Here is a 15,021-nt window from a genome sequence, read left to right on the forward strand (position 1 = left end):
CCTCGCACCGGGTACATCGCCTCGTCGCTGGATTGTGTCCGGCGAGCAAACCGATGTGTGTCCTGTAACACACAGCATCCTCTGTTACGCGATCTGCGCAAGCAAATGCGATCAAACTGTGCAGAATGCTCGGTCGCGCGGCGTGTCCGGGTGTCATACTGATCCCCATGAGCAGCAGGGAACCTGTGATCGGGCCCGTGGACGCGACCGACGCCCGGCTGTTACTGGAATTGGTGGCCAATCCGCGCGCCACCGGCGTCGAACTCGCGGCGCGCCTTGGACTCTCGCGAAACACGGTGCAGGCCAGGCTCTCTCGCTGGGAGGCCAACGGCATGCTCGCCAGCTTCGAGCGCCGCGTCGATCCCCGGGCCCTCGGCTATCCCCTGGCAGCCTTCATCGCGGTGGTGGTCGACCAGCACCAACTCGACGCCGTGGTGGCCGAATTGGCCGAGATCCCGGAGGTCACCGAGGTCTGCGGGATGACCGGTCCCACCGATCTCACCGTCCGCATCGTCGCCGCCGACGCCGAGGACCTCTACCGCCTGGCCGGGCAGATCCTGAAGATTCCGGGCGTGGAACGCACCAATATGGCCCTGGTCATGCGCTCGCTGGTCGGGCCCCGCACCACCCCGCTGCTGGATCGGCTGGCCGCCAACGGTGGGGCCGGGCGGGATCCGGAGGGCCCGGCGCTCGGCTGAGCGTCGGCGTTATCGGATTTCAGTCCAGTTTCGGCTGATTGGCTGGTGACTCGGGGCCGACTGGACCGGATCATGGCCCGAATGAGTAGCAGCACCGTCGCAGTCCCGGTCCCCGAGGACGTCGCCCCGGTCGGGGTGGCACAGCCGATCGGGGCCGGAATCGTCACGGCGCTGGTGGGATTCACGAGTTCGTTCGCGGTGGTGCTGGCCGGGTTGACCGCGATGGGGGCCACTTCGGCGCAGGCCGCCTCGGGTCTGCTGGCCGTGTGCGTGACCCAGGGTGTGGGGATCGTGCTGCTGAGCCTGCGCTATCGGATGCCGATCACACTGGCCTGGTCGACGCCGGGGGCGGCGCTGCTGGCGAGCACCGGGGCGGTGGCCGGGGGCTGGCCTGCGGCGGTGGGGGCGTTCGCGGTGGCGGGGATGCTCATCGTGCTGACCGGGTTCTGGCAGCGCCTCGGGGCGCTGATCGCGGCGATCCCCACCGAGATCGCGCAGGCCATGCTGGCCGGAGTGCTGCTGCCGATGTGCCTCGCGCCGGTGAAATCGCTGCCGGTGAGCCCGGCCGTGGTGGCCCCGGTGATCGTGACCTGGCTGGTGCTGCAACGGTATGCCGCGCGGTGGGCGGTGCCGGTCGCGTTCGCGGTGGCGGCCGTCGGCGCGGGCGTCGACATCGCGGTGACGCATCGCCGCCTCGACTGGTCGGCCATGGCGCCGCAGGTGGAATTGACTGTGCCGCACTGGAGTTGGCAGGCGATGATCGGCGTCGCGGTGCCGCTGTACATCGTCACCATGGCCGCGCAGAACATTCCGGGGACCGCGGTCATGAAGACCTTCGGCTATCAGGTGCCCTGGCGGGCGGCCATGACCGTCACCGGTTTCGGGACCGTGCTCGGTGCGCCCGCCGGCGGCCACGCCATCAACCTGGCCGCCATCAGCGCCGCGCTCTCCGCCGCCCCGTCCGCACATCCGGATCCGAAGCGCCGCTGGATCGCCGCCACCACCGCCGGGTGCGCGTACCTGCTGCTGGCCCTGGCCTCCGGCGCGCTGGTCACCTTCGTGGCCGCCGCTCCGAAGGGCGTCCTGGAAACCGTTGCGGGACTGGCCCTCATCGCCACCCTCGCCGGGGCCCTGACCTCCGCGCTGGCCGCCACCACCCACCGCCTCGCCGCCGCCCTGACCTTCCTGGTCGCGGCCTCCGGCGTCACCCTGCTGGGTATCGGCGCGGCCTTCTGGGCGGTGGTCGCGGGTCTGCTGGCGCGCTGGATCCTGCGCGCGCAGGAGACCCCGGCGGCCTCGCCCGCGCGGTGATCGTGACGCTTCCAATTCGCTCGGACGTAACTGTCCGGTCGGCCCGAGTTCAGCGGGTGTTCGGCTGGACGGGTGGTTAGGGTGGGATGGTTCGATTCATGGTGCGGTGATTCTGCGAAGAGGAGTTGGCTTGAGCGCGGTGCTGATTTCGGTCGATGAACTGGCGGAGCTGCTCGCGGGTGACAGCGCCCGGGTGCGGCTGCTGGATGTGCGGTGGGCGCTCGGCGATCCCGATGGGCCGCAGCACTATCTGGACGGGCACATTCCCGGCGCGGTGTTCGTGGACCTGGAGACCGAGCTCGCCGATCCGCCGTCCGCCGCCAAGGGCCGTCATCCGCTCCCGGACCTGGCGCACCTGCAGAAGTACGCGCGCAGCTGGGGGCTGTGCGACGGCGACACCGTGGTGGTCTACGACGCCACCGGCGGCATGGCCGCCGCCCGCGCCTGGTGGCTGCTGCGTTGGGCCGGACTGGCTGATGTCCGCATCCTCGACGGCGGCCTGCCCGCCTGGGAGCGGGCCGGGGCCAAGGTGGTCGCGGGTGAGGAGCCCGATCCGACGCCCGGCACGGTGGTGCTGACCCCCGGCCACCTGCCCACCATCGACGCCGACACGGCGGCCGGGTGGGACGGACTGCTGCTGGATGCCCGTGCGGGCGAACGCTATCGGGGCGAGGTCGAGCCGATCGACCCGCGTGCGGGCCACATCCCGGGCGCGGTGAGCGCCCCCACGGCCGGAAACCTCACCGCCACCGGTCAATTCAAGGGACTCGACGAATTGCGTTCCCGCTTCGAGGGTTTGGGCGACGGTCCGGTCGCGGTCTACTGCGGGTCCGGTGTCACGGCGGCCCATCAGGTCGCGGCGCTGGCAGTGGCGGGCATCGACGCGGCCCTGTATCCGGGCTCGTGGTCACAGTGGTCCAGCGACCCGAAACGCCCGGCCGCCACCGGAATCGACCCCGCCTAGCCTCTGCTCAGTCCGGCTTCACCGCGGTGAGAATTCCGACCGAGAACGGTCCGAGTTTGAAATCCACTGCGGTGAAGCCTATTTCGTTGAGCAGCGGGCGATAGCGGCGGACATCGAGGGCATCGTTCCCCTCGGCGCCGCCGTGCCCGTGCGAGCCGCCACCGCCGTGCATATCGCGGTGTGCGACAACCAGTGCCATCGCCCGGAACGCCAGCCCGCCCAGCCGTCCCCCGCTGGGATGGCCGTCGGCGAGCAGCAGTCGACCGCCGGGCCGCAGCACCCGGAACGCGGTCTCGAGCGCGGCCCGGCGCTGTGACTGCGGAATGTGGTGGATGGCGAACGTCGAGGTGACCACGTCGAAGGACGCGTCGGGCTGCGACAGCGACTGGGCCGCGCCGAGCTCGAAGCGGCAGTTCGGGGCGGCGTGCGCGCTCGCGTACGAGATCATCTCGGCCGCCGGGTCGATGCCGAGCACCCGGCCCTGCGGTCCGGCCTGCCGGGCCAGCTCGTTGGCCAGCCGCCCGGGCCCGCAGCCGATATCGATCGCGTGGTCGCCGGGGCGGATGCCGCTCGCGGTGGCGAGATGGCGGATCAGGGTCCCGGCGCGACCCATGAAGTGGACGTCGGTGAGCAGTCGATAGCGGCGCGGCCAGGTGATCAACGCGCCGATTTCCGGTGATTCGGTTCGGGACACTTGCTTGTTCGAGGTCATGCAGACCATCATCGAGGGATGGAAAAGACCAGGCCACAACCAGTATTCGGCGGCCTGTACGATTCGGGACACTTGGCGCAAAGCTGTCCCGGAACGCCCGCGTCAGCGACCGCCGATCGTCGGGTTCGGCGCACTCGCCTGGCCCTGCACCGCGCACTGATCGAACTCATGCAGCAGACCTCCTACGCGCGGATCACCGTGCGGGACATCATCGATCGCGCGGATGTGGGGCGCTCCACCTTCTACGCGCACTACCGCGACAAGGACGATCTGCTGCTGGTCAGCTGCACCGAGCATGTGCGCGAACGGATTTCGGCCGCACTCGGCCCGAACTCCGGCGACGCGACGGCGGCGGTGCGGGTGCTCTTCGATCTGGTCGCCGAGCATCCGGACATCTACCGGCCGCTGATGGGGCAGCGGGCCAATGCCACCGTGCTGCGCTCGATCCGGCAGGTGTACGCCGAGGTGCTCGCCGAACACCTCGGCGCACGGCTGGATTCCGACCCGGACGCCGCGGCGGCCACGATCACTTTTCTGTCATGGGGCCTGTACGGATTGCTGGAATCCGTGGTGGATCCGCACCAGCAGCTCACCTCCGAGGCGGGATTCCGGCATTTCCTGAAGCTATGGACAGGCGCGGACGACGCGCTCGAGCCGGGCACGATCGGCCCGGGTGATCGGTAGGCCGTAGCGATCGGCGGTGGTGAGGTACTTGCCCGCGTAGAAGCAGTGCCCGGCCCGGGCGGGCGGCAGCCAGTCGGCGGGCGTGCGGTCGCCCTTGTCCTCGTTGGTGCGGCCGTCGACGGCGAGCAGGTTGTAGTCGATGTCGTTGGCGAAGCGCACCCGCTGCGGCAGCGGCCAGCCGGACGCGCCGAGATCCCAGGCGGCGGCCAGCGGAAAGACGTGGTCGATCTGCACCGCCTTGGCGTCGGCGCGGGTGAAGGCGCGCTGCTGCCCGGTGTACGGGTCGCGCAGTTCCCCGGCGGCCACCACGCAGGTGCTGCCCGGGCGGAAGGTCACCGCCGAGAGTTGGCGGGCCAGTACCGAATTGCGGCTGTCGCAGCCGTCATGACCGCCCGGACCGTCGTGATCGTCGGTCCAGGCGGGTCCGAAGACGCAGCCCTGCCCGGTCCCGCAACCCCGCTGATAGCCGCCGGGATGCGGGCGGGACGGCACGGTGCGCACCGTCGCGAGCAGGCGTTCGAGGCGGGCACGGCCGGGACTGCCCGGCGCGGGTGTCACCTGCCCGATGGTCTCGCACCCCACGGCCGCGAGCAGGATGACGACCGCGCCGCACAGTGCCCATGCCTGTGCCCAGCCTCGGATTCGCACGTGTCACTGATACCGCACGTGCGGATCGGAGGGCGTCGTCGAGAGAACTTCGCACCCCTTGCACGGTGGTGCGAAGTTAGCGGGCGGCCGCTACAGCCAGGCGTGCGCCAGGATGTCGTCCGCCGCCGTCTCGGTGAGTTGTGGTGGAAAACGCGTGGCCGCAATGGTATCCACGTGCGCACCGTCATGGCCGATGACCCAGGACCCGCCACGGTCCTCGCATTCGGCGATCTTGGAGAAGACGGTGAGCAGGAATGTGATGGAGTCACGCGGATCGGCGGTGCGAGCGAGTCGCTGGGACTCGCCGGGCCGGGAAAGGTCCAGCCACACCCCGGATTGCCCGTCCAGGCGCATCCCCACGATCTTGGTCGTGTCCACGAAAGTGAACTTGCGCCGTTCCCACGGAGTTGTGGGCGTGAAGCTCTGCTCGAGCACTTGGAGCAGAATCGTCATCTTCACGGCCTCCCTACGGTCTCGAAAGTGCCACGGCTCCGGATTGAGTCGCGGTGATTTGTCGGGTGCGCCCCGCACGCTGCTGTCCGGGCGATACATCGTTGTGAGCTGGACACAGCCGACACCGCCATATGCGGTGACCTGCGGATTTATTCAGTATGTAACGTATCCGATCAGAAATAAAGACCCGGTCGGGATGCTCTTTCGCAAGCTTGGCCGGTGACCACCGCACAGCGGTGTCGGACGGGGCTGCTTGGATGGTCGGATGCTGCATGGACTGTGGTCGCCGGGCTCGGGGCTGGTGCTGTGGCACGACCAGGCCGACGCCGCCGATCCGGCCGCGGCGAACCTGCCCGAACCGCTGGGCTCGATCCTGCGCGCGGCCAAGTTCCGCCACCGCGCCCGGGTGCTGACCCCCGGCGAATACGGACCCGAGCAGACCGAGGTGCGTGCGCACGCGCTCGCGCCGGAGACGGCTGCCGGAGTGTTGCTGCAGGAGCTGCCGACCCGGGAGGTGGCGGGGGACCTGCGCTACCTCGGGCACGTGGCGCGCGGTGTGGATCGCTGGGTGCGGGCGGGTCGGATCGTGCCGGAACTGCGTCGCGACGACAGTGAGTGGTGGGTGCGCTGGCGGCTGGTCGGCGGGCAGCGGCAGCGCGCCTGGCTGGCCGAACTCGCGGTGGCCATGCCCGCCGCGCTGAAGGTGGCCGGACGGCCCGGCGAGGTGCTCGAGCATCTGGTGGCCGAGCTGGCGGATCCGCTGGCGCGGCAGCACCTTCCGCCCCGCGCGGGTGCCGCCGGACATCCGCTGCTGGACGCCCTGCTGACGAGTTCCCCGCTGGCGGAGGGTTCGCATCGTGCGGCCTCGGTGCTGGACGACTGGCGCACCAGCATGACCGCCGACGAGCCGGAACTGGTGCTGCGGCTGCTGGAGCCGCCGGGTGAGGAGCCCGACGAGCTGTGGCGGCTCGAGGTCTGCCTGCGGGCCGAAGGCGAAGCGCCGCAACCGGTGCTGCTGCCCGGCGATCCGCATCTGGTGCGGATAGCGGGGGAGAAGCTGGCGGCGGCGAAACTGGCGTATCCGCGGCTGCGCGACCTGCCCGGCGACTCGCGCAGCATGGATCTGCTGCTGCCCACCGAGGTGGTGATGGACCTGGTGGCGCACGGCGCGAACGCCCTGAATTCGGCGGGCGCGCGACTGCTGCTGCCGCGCGCATGGCGGATCGCGGCACCCACCATGAAGCTGCGCGTGCAGAGCCCCGCCGCGACCGAAACCGCTGTGGGACTGAAGGGTCTGGTGTCCTTCCGCTGGGAACTCTCGCTCGGCGACACGGTGCTCACACCCGCCGAGATGGCGCGGCTGGTCGATTCCAAATCCGATCTGGTGCGCCTGCGCGGTGAATGGGTGCAGGCCGACCATCGGATGCTGGCCGCCGCCGCGGACTATGTCTCGGGCCGCACAGACGGCACCGAGACCACGATCGGAGGACTCTTCGGTGAGCTGGCCGCCCACCCGGTCATCGGCGTTCCCTTGGAGGAGGTCACCGCAACCGGTTGGGCCGCAGAGCTTTTCAACGGTGAGCACACCACCGGCCCCGTCGCCGACCCGGTCGGCCTGAAGGCCCAGCTCCGCCCCTACCAGCAGCGCGGCCTGGCCTGGCTGTCCACCATGAGCCGCCTCGGTTGCGGCGCGATCCTCGCCGACGACATGGGCCTCGGCAAGACCGTCCAGGTACTGGCCCTGCTGGCGCACGAGCGCGAAACCGCCACGGCCGCAGTCGGTCCGACGCTGTTGGTGTGTCCCATGTCGGTGGTGGGGAACTGGCAGCGGGAGACGGAGCGGTTCACGCCGGATCTGCGGGTGCTGGTGCACCACGGGGCGGGACGGCGCAGCGGGGCGGAATTCGATGCGGCGGTGGCGGACTCGGATCTGGTGGTGACCACGTACGCGCTGCTGGCGCGCGACGTGGAGGAGCTGAAGCGCCAGGACTGGCAGCGGGTGGTGCTGGACGAGGCGCAGCACATCAAGAACGCGGGCACCCGGCAGGCACGGGCGGCGCGACTGGTTCCGGCGCGACATCGGCTGGCGCTCACCGGAACTCCGGTGGAGAACCGCCTGGAGGAGCTGCGCTCCATCCTGGATTTCGCCAACCCGAAGCTGCTGGGCAAGGCGTCGGAGTTCCACGCGCGCTTCGCGGTGCCGATCGAACGCGAGCACGACGAGAACGCCGTCACCCGCCTGCGCGCGATCACCTCGCCGTTCGTGCTGCGCCGGGTGAAGACCGATCCGGCGGTCATCTCCGATCTGCCCGACAAGATCGAGATGACGGTGCGGGCCAACCTCACCGTGGAGCAGGCCGCGCTGTATCAGGCTGTGCTGGACGACATGTCGGCGAAGCTGAAGTCCGCCAAGGGTATGGAGCGCAAGGGCGCGGTGCTGGCCGCGCTGACCCGGCTCAAACAGGTCTGCAACCATCCCGCCCACTACCTCAACGACGGGTCGGCGCTGCTGCGGCGTGGACAGCATCGGTCGGGGAAGCTCGGGCTGGTGGAGGACATCCTGGAATCGGTGATCGCCGACGGTGAGCGGGCACTGCTGTTCACCCAGTTCGCCGAGTTCGGGAACCTGCTCGCCCCATACCTTTCCGAGCGTTTCGGCACCGAGACGCCGTTCCTGCACGGCGGGGTGTCCAAGGCCGGCCGCGACGCCATGGTGACCGGTTTCCAGGAGGACGAGAACGGCCCGCCGCTGATGCTGCTGTCGCTCAAGGCGGGCGGCACCGGCCTGAACCTGACCGCCGCCAATCATGTGGTGCACCTGGACCGCTGGTGGAATCCGGCGGTGGAGAACCAGGCGACCGACCGCGCGTTCCGCATCGGTCAGCGCCGGGACGTGCAGGTCCGCAAGCTGGTGTGCGTGGACACCATCGAGGAGCGGGTGGACGACATGCTGAAGGGCAAGAGCCAGCTCGCCGACCTCACCGTCGGCTCCGGCGAGAAATGGATCACCGAACTCGGCAACGACGAACTGCGGCAGCTGTTCGCGCTGGGTGCGGAGGCGGTGGGCGAATGAACACCTATATCGATTTCAGCGAATTCGGCGAGCGCCGCCCGGTGCGCGGCGGTGTGCAGCCGCGCAGCCGCAGCGGCACGGCCTTCGCCCGAACCTGGTGGGGCCGTTCGTTCCTGGAGGCCGTCGAGCACGTCGCCGATGCCGGTCGTCTGAGCCGTGGTCGCTCGTATGCGCGCACCGGCCAGGTGGTGAACTACCGCCTCGAACCGGGTGTGGTGAGCGCGGAGGTGCAGGGCAGTCAGCCGAAGCCCTTCATCTCGGTGCTGACCATGCGGCAGCTGCGGGACGACCGCCTGGAGGAACTCGTCGAACTGGTCCGTTCCACGCCCGGCATGCTGGGCGAGATCGCCGCCGGTACGCTGCCGCAGACCCTGGGGCCGCTGCTGTTGCCCACCACGGTCCGCGAACTCGACTTCTCCTGCACCTGCCCGGATTCCGGCTGGCCCTGCAAGCATGTGGCCGCCGTCTGCTACGTCATCGCCGAACGCCTCGACGAACGCCCGAAGGAACTGCTCACCCTGCGCGGCGTCGACCTCGAGACGCTCATCGGCAGTGTCCAACGTGATTCCGCCGCCACCGATTCCGCTGACATCTACGGGTCCGACCTGGTCCTTCCGGCGCTGCCGAAGCCCGAATTCCGCCCGGCCCCCGACGATCTCGACTCGATGCTGCTGCGCCAGGCGCTGCGCATGACCGCGGAGGACGAACAGTCCGTCGCCGCGGGCCTGCGCGAACTGCGGGCGCTCTACCGCGATCTCGACAACTAGAGCGCCCGCCCGCGCCGGTCAGCCCGAGGTGGTGCGGGCCGGGCTGGGACCGCTCGCGCGCACCGGCTTCGCGCTCTCGAACCGGTAGTCGTCGAGCGCGAAATGGCCTGCGCGCCAAGCGGCTTCCACCGTGCTCATGGGCCGCAGCGGGACGTCGCCGTTCTTGTCGAAGTAGTAGCTGTTGGCCAGCGCACAGCTGTCCTGCCAGAACACCTGGGTGCCGCGGCGGCCCAGCATCTCCCGGAAGTAGCGGTCGTTGGCCTCGGCGGTCACCTCGATGCGGGTGGACTCGGCGCGCCGGGCCCGTTCCAGCAGGCGCAGGATGTGGCGCGTCTGCATCTCGATGAGCGTGAAGTAGGAGGCTCCGTTGTAGCCGTAGGGGCCGATGATGGTGAAGAAGTTGGGGAAGCCGGGCACGCTGACGCCCTCGTAGGCTTGCAGCCGGTGGGTGTCCCACCAGTCCTCGAGCCGGGTGCCGCCGCTGCCGTGCAGGTCGAAGGTCGGCATATTGCCCGACTCCATCACCTTGAATCCGGTGGCCATGATGAGCACGTCGACCTGATGGTGCCCGCTGGCGGTGCGCAGTCCGGTGGCGGTGATCTCGGTGATCGGGTCGGTCTCGAGCAGCACATTGTCGCGGTTGAAGGTCTTGAAATAGTCGTTGGAGAACGACGGCCGCTTGCAGCCCAGCGCGTAGTCCGGCGTGAGCTTGGCGCGGACCTCCGGATTCCGCACCTGCTTCAGATGTGCGAGCCCGGAGCGTTCGCCGACCTTCACCACCGGCAGCAGGTTGTAGTAGTGCGCGGCCAGCGGGAAGGTCAGTTCCACGAACGTCTGGCTCAGCACCCGGGTCAGCAGTTGGCCGCCGGGCAGGCGCAGCAGCGTGCGCACGGGCGACGGCAGTGCCATATCGGGGCGCGGCAGGCACCAGATCGGCGTTCGCTGGAAAACCACGAGTTTCGCCACGTCCGGTGCGATCTCCGGAATCACCTGCACGGCAGAGGCTCCCGTGCCGATGATGCCGACCCGCTTACCGCGCAGATCCAGTCCGTGATCCCAGCGCGCTGTGTGCACGACGGTGCCCTTGAACCTTTCCGCGCCGGGGATCTCCGGTGCCTTCGGACGGGTGAGGACACCGGTGGCCCCGATCAGGAAGCGCGCGGTGAGCTGATCGCCGTCGGAGGTGTGCAGTCGCCACAGATGCAGCTCGTCGTCGAAGTCCGCGCGAGAGATAGTGGTGCTGAACCGGATTCGCGGTCGCAGCCCGTACTTGCGCACACAGTGTTCGGCGTACGCCTTGAGCTCCCGCCCCGGCGCGTACACCCGCGACCAGCTGCGCTGCTTCTCGAACGAGTACTGGTAACTGAAGGACGGAATGTCCACGGCGATACCGGGATAGGTGTTCCAATGCCAGGTCCCACCCACCCCGTCGGCCTCGTCGACGATGAGGAAGTCCTCGAATCCGGCCTGCCGCAGGGCGATCGCCGTCCCGATCCCGGAGAACCCGGCTCCGACGATGACGATCTCGTGGTCCACCACGCTGTTGTTCACGGTCTGTCCTCCGCGTAGATGATGCAGTCCACTCGATGCTCGATCCCGTCCACGGTGCGAATACCGGTCGGGACGACGCGGGCGATGGGCCAGCTGATCAGGCTGCAGTTCGGCTGGTTCAGCGCCCGGTAGTAGTGGCCGTGCACGCGCACCACAGCCGTGGTGTCGGGCGTCAGCTGCCGCCGCTGCCACGAATCCGCCACCTGGAGGCGCAGATTCGCGGCCGCGGCCCGTCGCAGCGCCTGCGCGCGCAGCCAGTCCAGGATCGCGGCTCCCAGCTGCGAGTGGGGCGTGAGCGAGTCGCCGGTGTGCGCCCCGCCGTCGGGATCCCCGGGCAGCGGGGGCGCGGAGTGCGACGGCAGCGAGCCGAGCAGGTTGTGCGGCAACTGCCGCAGCAGCAGCCCGACGCCCGGCACCGGCGGCGTCGGCAGGATCCACACCGGATCGTGCTGGAAGACGGTCACCCTGCGGGCCTGGGCGACCACCGGTGGCAGCACCCGGGCCAGCGCCGTGCCACCGCCGACGACCGCGACGTGCAGCCGGTCGAGTTCGTGCTGGTCACGCCAGTGCCGGCAATGTAGCTGCGGCCCAGCGAATTCCTCCCGCGCCCGGCTCGTGCGCCGGATCGGGGAGCTCACTTCGCCACCGGTTCGTAGGTCAGCGCCTTCGACCAGGAGGGGGTGCGACGCAGCACGCGCACCGGGAAGTGATCGATCGCGGTGTTCAGGGCGTCGTTGAGCCCCTGGATGGGCTGAATCCGGTTGATGGTGGCCCGGCCGTGCATGCGCACCACGTGGAACAGCGGCATGCGCTTGATGTCGGGTGCGCGGTCACCGGCTTTCTCATAGCGGCGCACGGCATTCCAGAGCTTCTCCTCGTCGAGTCCCATCGCCATGATGTTGGTCGACATCCGCGACAGCAGCGGCGTGTAGAGGATCGCGCCCATCAGCAGCGAGGGCCGCAGCGCGAATCCCGCTGTCTCGATGGCGATCCGGCGCATCGGGCCCGCGCCCAGCTGTTCGAGCACCTGGAAGCCGACCGCGAGATGCCGGGACTCGTCACTGTTGATGTGCCGGAACACCTCGTGGCACAGCGGATCCCGGACCTCGTCGAGCAGGAACTTCACCAGCGCCCCGTCGAGCGCGCACTCCAGCGAGGGAATGACGGTGCCGAGCACCGGCAGCGACAGCCCGTCGCCGTAGCGGTCCAGCCACTGGATGACGAGGCGAATGTTCTTGTTGGGCTCCGGCATCGCGTCGCCGTCGAGCATGCCCCACCGGCGCATCAGCGCCAGTTCGGCATTGGCGTGCTTCTGCTCCTCGGCGTGGAAGTGCCGGTAGATCTCCTTGAGTGGCCCGTCGGGCGCGTGCAGCGTCAGTGCGGCGAACCCGCGGGCGCCCACGTGCTCGATCCACACCAGGTCGGCCATGAACTTGGCCAGGCTCGGGCGTTGCTCGTCGGTGATGAGCTCGGCTCCCGGTGCGTCCCAGTCGATATCGGCCAGGGCCCACTGCCGATCCCGGATCGTGGTGAGCATGTCGGAATATGTGAACGCCATTGTTCAACTCCTCGAGATGGGCGGGCTAGCGCACCAGCCGCTCCAGCAGACCGGTGGCGCGGGTGTAGGGCTCGGGCAGCAGTCGTTTGGACTGCCAGATCAATTTCGCTTCGACCTGCGGAACCACGTACAGCTGACCGTGATCCACCGCGTCGAGGGTGGTGCGGGCGATGGCGGCGGGCGGGCGTCCGGTCCAGCGCAGCAGGCGATCGGCCCAGTTCTGCAGGTTCGCGTCGCCGAACTCCACACCGTCGAGGATGTTGGTGCGCACCACGGTCGGGCACAGCGCGGTGACCGTGACGCCGGTGCCGGACAGTTCCGCCGCCAGGGTTTCCGAGAGTGCCAGCACCCCGGCCTTGCTCACGTTGTAGGCGGCCATCCGCGGCGCGGACCCGAAGGCCGCCGCCGAGGCCACATTGACGATGGATCCGTGCCGGGCCGCCCGCAGCCGGGGCGCGAAGACGTGGCAGCCGTGGATGACGCCCCACAGATTCACGTCGAGGACCTGATGCCACTCCTGGAGCGAGGTCTCGCCGACGAGTTCGCCGCCGCGCCCGATCCCGGCATTGTTGATCACCACGTCCGGGGGCTTGCCGAACCACTCCTCGGCGATGTCGGCGAGGGCGGCGACCTGCTCGAGGCTGCTGACATCGCAGACCGTGTCGAACGCCTTTCCGCCTGCGCCGCTGACCAATTCGGCCGTTTCGCGGGCTCGGTCGGCGTCGATGTCGGAGCAGACGACGCGGCCGCCGCGGCGAGCCAGTTCGAGGGCGAAGGCGCGGCCGATGCCGCTGCCCGCGCCGGTCACCACCGCGTCCGCCTGCTGGGTGCGACGAGATCCGCCGAAGGGGTTGAGACGCATGGGAACTCCCGGGGAGAGACGATCCGGCGGTCAACTGGTGGCATCCGCCACCATTGGCCGCACCTGCCACCAATTAGGCGCGTGGTGGGGTAATTTGTCAACCATGGACGTGCACGCACCCGCGCCCCGCACCGGCACCTGGGGCGGCCGGACGCAGCAGGAGCGCCGGGCCGAACGCCGCACCCGCATCATCGGCGCGGCCCTCGACATCTGGCTCGAAAACGGTTGGGCGGCAGTCACCATGCGCGGTGTGTGCACCGGCGCGGGACTCAACGACCGCTATTTCTACGAGCACTTCGCCGACCGCGACGAACTACTGGGCGCGGTCTGGGACGAGGTGTGCTTCGAGGTCTTCGGCGAACTGTCGGCCGTGGTGGCCGAGCATCTCGATCGCGCGCCGCTCGAGATCCTGCACCTGGCCGTCGCCCGAGCCGTCGCATTGCAGATCGACGGGCCCGCCCGCATCCTGTTCGGCGATCACGCCGGCAGCCGCGTCCTCGAGGAACGCCGCAAGGCCACCCTCACCGAGGCCACCGACCTGCTGATCGCCACCGGTCGCCCCTACCTGCGCCCCGGCGTCGACGAATCCGATCTGCGGATGGGAACCCTCATGGGCATAGGCGGTTTCACCGAACTGCTCACCGCCTGGCGCACCGGCACCATCGACACCGACGCCGCCCGCATCATCGATCACGTCAATCGCACCGCCGCGCTGATGGGTTCGCAGTACCTGGCCTTCCCGGCCTGAGCTACTTGACCGCCCAGACCATGGATTCCGCCCCGGCCAGATGCTCGTGGCAGGCTTCCTGGAAACCTGCCTCCGCCAGCCACTCTCGCAGCTCGGCTGCGGTGAAGTCGAAACCGCCCGGGGTTTCGATGAGCATGTTGAGGCTCATCAGCAGCCCCGGCAGATTGGTGCGCCGGTCGTCGTCGATGAGCGCCTCGTAGACCAGGATCGCCCCGCCGTCGGGCAGCGCGCGGTACGCCTTCTCCAACAGCATTCTCTTGGTGGGCAGATCCCAATCGTGCAGGATGTGCCCGAGTACCAGGACGTCGGCGGTGGGCAGTTCGTCGGTGAAGAAGTCGCCTGGCTGGAACTCGATCCGATCGGCCATGGGGGCAACGTGTTCGGTGAACAGCGGCTCCACCGCGGGCAGGTCGTAGCCGATGCCGTGCAGGTGCGGCGCGAGTTCCAGCACGGTGCGCAGCAGGCCGCCCTGCGCGGTGCCGATGTCGGCCACCGTCTTCCAGCGCTGCCACGGGAACACCTCGGCCAGGGCGTGCGCGCTGGGCATCGACAGTCCGGTCATGGCCCGCTGAAAGTCCCGCAGCCGCTCCGGATCCCGGTACAGGGCGGTGAAGAAGTCCCCGCCGTTCCTGGCCTCGTTCTGCGGCAGGCCGGTGCGCAGTGCCTCGGTGAGCCCGCCCCAGAAGCCGTAGAGCCGATCCGATGCCATCTCCAGGAAGCCGCCGACGTACTCGCTGCCGTTGCGGTCCAGATAGGTGGCGGTGTCGGCGGTATTGGCGTAGCGACCGTTGCTGCGCCGCAGCATTTCCATCGCCACCAGGGCGTCGAAGAAGTCCCGCGACGCGCGCGGGTGCAGGCCTAGTTCGTCCTCCAGTTCGGCCACGGTCAACTGCCGGTGTCCGAGCACCGTGAACACGCCGAGTTCGACGGCACTGAGCAGGGTCCGGGATTCCCAGAAGCCCATGCCGATTCGGAGGATCCGCTCCATGGCG

At 69.2% G+C, this 15,021-nt stretch carries 15 protein-coding genes; 7 read left to right on the forward strand and 8 right to left on the reverse strand.

Translation table 11 applies throughout. The features are described from left to right. Positions 1–167: 167 nt before the first annotated feature. From OG300_RS38305 to OG300_RS38315, 3 genes are all read left to right on the forward strand, one after another. On the forward strand, positions 168–698 hold the full coding sequence (locus OG300_RS38305; RefSeq protein WP_405489686.1) for an Lrp/AsnC family transcriptional regulator: 531 nt from the start codon (positions 168–170) through the stop codon (positions 696–698). An 81-nt stretch (positions 699–779) separates the two neighbouring features. Next, positions 780–2,009, forward strand: a complete 1,230-nt coding sequence (locus OG300_RS38310) for a benzoate/H(+) symporter BenE family transporter (RefSeq protein WP_405489688.1) — start codon at positions 780–782, stop codon at positions 2,007–2,009. A 142-nt stretch (positions 2,010–2,151) separates the two neighbouring features. Then, positions 2,152–2,973, forward strand: coding sequence for a sulfurtransferase (locus tag OG300_RS38315; RefSeq protein WP_405498831.1), 822 nt, complete (start codon positions 2,152–2,154; stop codon positions 2,971–2,973). 7 nt (positions 2,974–2,980) lie between these two features. Here OG300_RS38315 and OG300_RS38320 read toward each other — a convergent pair whose 3' ends face one another. After that, a complete protein-coding gene (locus tag OG300_RS38320; protein WP_405489690.1) occupies positions 2,981–3,685 on the reverse strand; it encodes a class I SAM-dependent methyltransferase in 705 nt (234 codons plus the stop codon). A 72-nt stretch (positions 3,686–3,757) separates the two neighbouring features. Here OG300_RS38320 and OG300_RS38325 point away from each other — a divergent pair, with 72 nt between their 5' ends. Then, on the forward strand, positions 3,758–4,369 hold the full coding sequence (locus tag OG300_RS38325; protein ID WP_405489692.1) for a TetR/AcrR family transcriptional regulator: 612 nt from the start codon (positions 3,758–3,760) through the stop codon (positions 4,367–4,369). Here OG300_RS38325 and OG300_RS38330 read toward each other — a convergent pair. Next, on the reverse strand, positions 4,310–5,011 hold the full coding sequence (locus OG300_RS38330; RefSeq protein ID WP_405498832.1) for an HNH endonuclease family protein: 702 nt from the start codon (positions 5,009–5,011) through the stop codon (positions 4,310–4,312). The genes OG300_RS38325 and OG300_RS38330 overlap by 60 nt on opposite strands. A gap of 96 nt (positions 5,012–5,107) precedes the next feature. Next, positions 5,108–5,470 (reverse strand): hypothetical protein, encoded by a 363-nt coding sequence (locus OG300_RS38335; RefSeq protein WP_405489694.1) that lies wholly within the window; start codon positions 5,468–5,470, stop codon positions 5,108–5,110. Positions 5,471–5,735: 265 nt separating this feature from the next. Between OG300_RS38335 and OG300_RS38340 the strand changes: the two genes are divergently transcribed. After that, entirely contained in the window at positions 5,736–8,543 is a 2,808-nt protein-coding gene (locus OG300_RS38340) for a DEAD/DEAH box helicase (protein ID WP_405489696.1), read from the forward strand. Next, positions 8,540–9,310 (forward strand): SWIM zinc finger family protein, encoded by a 771-nt coding sequence (locus tag OG300_RS38345; RefSeq protein WP_405489698.1) that lies wholly within the window; start codon positions 8,540–8,542, stop codon positions 9,308–9,310. The genes OG300_RS38340 and OG300_RS38345 overlap by 4 nt, the downstream gene beginning before the upstream one ends. 18 nt (positions 9,311–9,328) lie before the next feature. Here OG300_RS38345 and OG300_RS38350 read toward each other — a convergent pair whose 3' ends face one another. From OG300_RS38350 to OG300_RS38365, 4 genes are read right to left on the reverse strand one after another with little or no spacing between them, the layout of a single operon-like run. Then, positions 9,329–10,861 (reverse strand): flavin-containing monooxygenase, encoded by a 1,533-nt coding sequence (locus OG300_RS38350; RefSeq protein ID WP_405489700.1) that lies wholly within the window; start codon positions 10,859–10,861, stop codon positions 9,329–9,331. Beyond that, positions 10,858–11,499 (reverse strand): hypothetical protein, encoded by a 642-nt coding sequence (locus tag OG300_RS38355; protein ID WP_405489702.1) that lies wholly within the window; start codon positions 11,497–11,499, stop codon positions 10,858–10,860. Before OG300_RS38355 ends, OG300_RS38350 begins: the two co-directional genes overlap by 4 nt. Next, positions 11,496–12,419 carry a ferritin-like domain-containing protein gene (locus OG300_RS38360; protein ID WP_405489704.1) on the reverse strand — a complete coding sequence of 308 codons (924 nt, stop codon included), beginning with the start codon at positions 12,417–12,419 and terminating at the stop codon, positions 11,496–11,498. Before OG300_RS38360 ends, OG300_RS38355 begins: the two co-directional genes overlap by 4 nt. Before the next feature lie 25 nt (positions 12,420–12,444). Then, the gene (locus OG300_RS38365; RefSeq protein WP_405489706.1) at positions 12,445–13,281 is read right to left on the reverse strand and encodes an SDR family NAD(P)-dependent oxidoreductase; all 837 of its coding nucleotides are present in this window, start codon (positions 13,279–13,281) and stop codon (positions 12,445–12,447) included. A 103-nt stretch (positions 13,282–13,384) separates the two neighbouring features. Here OG300_RS38365 and OG300_RS38370 point away from each other — a divergent pair, with 103 nt between their 5' ends. Next, the gene (locus OG300_RS38370; RefSeq protein WP_405489708.1) at positions 13,385–14,029 is read left to right on the forward strand and encodes a TetR/AcrR family transcriptional regulator; all 645 of its coding nucleotides are present in this window, start codon (positions 13,385–13,387) and stop codon (positions 14,027–14,029) included. Between the two features lies 1 nt (position 14,030). Here the strand turns inward: OG300_RS38370 and OG300_RS38375 are convergent, their stop codons facing one another. Beyond that, positions 14,031–15,017, reverse strand: a complete 987-nt coding sequence (locus tag OG300_RS38375) for a methyltransferase (RefSeq protein ID WP_405489710.1) — start codon at positions 15,015–15,017, stop codon at positions 14,031–14,033. Between the last annotated feature and the right edge of the window lie 4 nt (positions 15,018–15,021).

It is taken from the genome of Nocardia sp. NBC_00511 (genome assembly GCF_045161165.1).
Lineage (GTDB): Bacteria > Actinomycetota > Actinomycetes > Mycobacteriales > Mycobacteriaceae > Nocardia.

Coding starts and splice junctions, on each gene's coding strand:
- OG300_RS38320 (WP_405489690.1), bottom strand. CDS start 3,685: ATGACCTCGAACAAGCAAGTGTCCCGAACCGAATCACCGGAAATCGGC.
- OG300_RS38340 (WP_405489696.1), top strand. CDS start 5,736: ATGCTGCATGGACTGTGGTCGCCGGGCTCGGGGCTGGTGCTGTGGCAC.
- OG300_RS38375 (WP_405489710.1), bottom strand. CDS start 15,017: ATGGAGCGGATCCTCCGAATCGGCATGGGCTTCTGGGAATCCCGGACC.
- OG300_RS38345 (WP_405489698.1), top strand. CDS start 8,540: ATGAACACCTATATCGATTTCAGCGAATTCGGCGAGCGCCGCCCGGTG.
- OG300_RS38360 (WP_405489704.1), bottom strand. CDS start 12,419: ATGGCGTTCACATATTCCGACATGCTCACCACGATCCGGGATCGGCAG.
- OG300_RS38335 (WP_405489694.1), bottom strand. CDS start 5,470: ATGACGATTCTGCTCCAAGTGCTCGAGCAGAGCTTCACGCCCACAACT.
- OG300_RS38370 (WP_405489708.1), top strand. CDS start 13,385: ATGGACGTGCACGCACCCGCGCCCCGCACCGGCACCTGGGGCGGCCGG.
- OG300_RS38365 (WP_405489706.1), bottom strand. CDS start 13,281: ATGCGTCTCAACCCCTTCGGCGGATCTCGTCGCACCCAGCAGGCGGAC.
- OG300_RS38310 (WP_405489688.1), top strand. CDS start 780: ATGAGTAGCAGCACCGTCGCAGTCCCGGTCCCCGAGGACGTCGCCCCG.
- OG300_RS38305 (WP_405489686.1), top strand. CDS start 168: ATGAGCAGCAGGGAACCTGTGATCGGGCCCGTGGACGCGACCGACGCC.